At 44.5% G+C, this 2,957-nt stretch carries 4 protein-coding genes; all 4 read right to left on the reverse strand.

Annotation, left to right across the window (positions count from 1 at the left end):
• Nucleotides 1-197: 197 nt before the first annotated feature.
• Nucleotides 198-536 carry a carboxymuconolactone decarboxylase family protein gene (locus LUQ50_RS08700; RefSeq protein WP_300039251.1) on the reverse strand — a complete coding sequence of 113 codons (339 nt, stop codon included), beginning with the start codon at nt 534-536 and terminating at the stop codon, nt 198-200.
• Between the two features lie 4 nt (nt 537-540).
• A complete protein-coding gene (locus LUQ50_RS08705) occupies nt 541-666 on the reverse strand; it encodes a desulfoferrodoxin FeS4 iron-binding domain-containing protein (RefSeq protein WP_300039254.1) in 126 nt (41 codons plus the stop codon).
• Between the two features lie 56 nt (nt 667-722).
• A complete protein-coding gene (locus tag LUQ50_RS08710; RefSeq protein ID WP_300039257.1) occupies nt 723-941 on the reverse strand; it encodes a hypothetical protein in 219 nt (72 codons plus the stop codon).
• Nucleotides 942-1,307: 366 nt separating this feature from the next.
• The gene (locus tag LUQ50_RS08715; RefSeq protein WP_367278981.1) at nt 1,308-2,807 is read right to left on the reverse strand and encodes a methyl-accepting chemotaxis protein; all 1,500 of its coding nucleotides are present in this window, start codon (nt 2,805-2,807) and stop codon (nt 1,308-1,310) included.
• Nucleotides 2,808-2,957: the final 150 nt, after the last annotated feature.

Here is a 2,957-nt window from a genome sequence, read left to right on the forward strand (position 1 = left end):
ACTCTTCATAACTGATCCCGTTATCATACATACGGGAATTAACTATTTAGAAATTATGAAAAGGAACTTCACTCTGATTTATAATGATTTCGACGCAGTCAAAATTTAATTATTGACTCTTCACATAATTAGGGTAAATTACATACCGAAAAGAAAATTCAGAAAAACTGGTTCCTGATAATGCTGCTCAAATGAGCCTACATTATCTCTTCTTCAATTACTTTGCCATTGACATATGCAGGCATACCAGCAAGCAGATATGCAACTCGTAAAGCCTCTTCAACCTCATCTTTGGTAACTCCCAGATTTTTGGCCCCTGCCATCTGTGCTTTGATAGCATGCTGGTCCCGCATCGAGGTCGCAATAGCAATCGCAATTAGTTTTTTTGTCTTGCTGGAGAGAGCCCCGTCATCCCAGATATAATGGTCCAGCTTCAGGATCATCTGATGAAGATCCGGGTCTGTCTCTGATAACTTCTTGAATACTCCTGGGACCTTTCCTATCTTTTTCTCAAGATCATCAACTGTTTTGGTCATCCCATTACCCCTGCAGAACCATCGGTTCACCACAGCAGATCAATTCGCCGCCTCCGACTTCCTGAACGGTTACGACATTTCCACAGATCTCACACTCAAAGACCTGTCCTTTTTCTGAAACATTAACCATGTTTAGCTACTCCAAATTGAACGTTCATATGATCGTTTCAATCCCTGAAAAAATGTTCAGGGGCGTTTTGGTGGGTGTACTGCATCTGCCGGAGTTTTCACATCTTCTCTGATATGAGTAATCGGGAAGCAGTCGTACATCTCACATGAGCAGGCAGGACAGTGGCGAAGGTCCTGCTCCGCATCGGTCATTTCATAGGTCTTTCCACAGTCTACGCAGACATATTTTCCAGGACCTACCTTTTGTCCGGCCTTTACTCGGTTCTGTTCGCTCATGATTTACCATATTACCAATCATCATAGATACTGATGAATGATTCGATGATATCAGGTACTGACAAAACTGTTCGTACCATTTCTCGCAGGTACTAGGACCGGAATGGATGCTTTTCCCTCCCTGATCTACATCTACCTGGCTATACGTACTATCCGGAGACGAACAAGGAGGAATAATCACCAGAATGGTGACACTTAATTGCGCGAACCCCATGAATGACACTCCCCCCGGTGAATGATCTCAAGGGAGTCCTGTCTTATGGATCAGATGGTATTACGATGTCAGGGATTTGGAAAAAAAGGGCTATGTTGAGGTCAGGTTCCCCGGTGAGAATGAAACACCTGATGTTTTTTATACGGGAATTCTTACCGGTTGAGTCTTGACATCGAATCGTTGATTCGGGTAGCGATCATAGAAAGTTCATCAATTATTGTTGAAACCTGATTCAAAGCCGATGCTGACTCTTCAGAAGCAGAGGCTGAACCGATCGCTTCTTTCGCAGTCTCAACCGCCATACTCTTAACTTCTGATACACTTGCGGTGATCTCTTCCACTGATGCAGCCTCCTCTTCAGATAAACTGGCAACCTCGGTCATATGGATTGAAATCTTTTCAACCTGCCCTGCTATCGTGTTAAAGAATTTTATGGTGTCTGTAATTGCAGCAGATCCCTTTTCCACCTGAGTGTTTGCCTGTTTCATGGCAATTGCTGCCCGTTCAGACTGGTGCTGAAGTGAGGAGATGATCTTGGAGATATTTTCTGCAGATCCCTGAGACTCCTGGGCCAGGGATTTGACCTCATTTGCCACCACCGCAAATCCCATCCCTGCATCTCCTGCCCGTGCCGCCTCTATCGCTGCATTCAATGCCAGGAGGTTTGTCTGGTCTGCAATATTTCCGATGATCTCAACGATCTTTCCGATCTCAATCATCTGTCCCCGAATCTCTGAAATAATCAGATCCACGTCGTGCACAGCATCATTAATTGCCTGAATACCCACTTCAGCAACCGCAGCCTGTTCTACACCATTGGTTGAGGTTGTGTTGGCCTCCTGAGTGAGTCTGCTTACTGAATCTACCTTCGTTGCAACGGTAGAGACCGCGGTATTCAACTCTTCCATTGCAGAGAGAACCTGTTCTACCGACTGGACACTGTTATCCGCATTCGTGCTCACGACAGATGAACTTTGAGCAATAGAGGTTGCACCTGCTGTAATCTCCTCAACACTTGCAGCTGCTTCTTCTGACGAGGCAGAAAGTACACTGACCTGTTCAGAGACGTTTTTAATTGCAACTGATAGTTCAATACCTATTGTATTCAGTCCTTCTTTGAGTGCAATCAGATCTCCTCTGGTTGATACAGTCTCGTCAAACCTGGCTGAAAATTTAGCCTGTGAGAACTGGTCAGCTACTCTTAATGCTTCATTCAGGGGTGTAGTGATGGCGTCGAGCATATTATTGATTCCAATAATAATATCCCGGTACACTCCGATAAACTGGGAAGAATCCCCTCTCTTTTTAAGTTTGCCTTCTTCTGCTTCAGCAATGAGACCTCTGATCTCTCCGGTTATACCTGTTAAGGATGCGATCAATTTTTGCAAAGCGAGAGATATCTCATCAGCATCGTCGTTGGGGATTACGGTAACCGAAAGATCACCAGAAGCTACCTTTTGTAATGCAGCGAGTACTGAATTCTGAAGATTTTCAGAGAATGAGTCCATTTCCCTCCCGAGAATTCCGATTTCGTCATCACGATCCAGGTTCAACCGCTCTGAAAGATGACCTTTTCTCATCTCTGAGATCATGTGAGCAGTCTTTTCCAGGGGTGCGGTAGTGTATCTTGCAAAGGATAGGCCAATCACCACAACCGCGATGATGGTCAGAATACCAACGATAACAATGAGGATGATTGCCTGAAGGATTGAACCTGATATATCAGTAACTATTCAGCCCCTCTCAGCGCTCCCAACTGATTTATCGTAATTTCTTCTAAAAAATCGCTTATTTGCCTGAAC

Origin of the sequence: Methanospirillum sp. (genome assembly GCF_028679455.1) — an archaeon.
In the GTDB taxonomy this organism is placed as follows: domain Archaea; phylum Halobacteriota; class Methanomicrobia; order Methanomicrobiales; family Methanospirillaceae; genus Methanospirillum.

Bases quoted from the DNA above. Each gene is read 5' to 3' on its own strand.
- LUQ50_RS08700 (WP_300039251.1), bottom strand. From the start codon at position 536: ATGACCAAAACAGTTGATGATCTTGAGAAAAAGATAGGAAAGGTCCCA.
- LUQ50_RS08710 (WP_300039257.1), bottom strand. From the start codon at position 941: ATGAGCGAACAGAACCGAGTAAAGGCCGGACAAAAGGTAGGTCCTGGA.
- LUQ50_RS08705 (WP_300039254.1), bottom strand. From the start codon at position 666: ATGGTTAATGTTTCAGAAAAAGGACAGGTCTTTGAGTGTGAGATCTGT.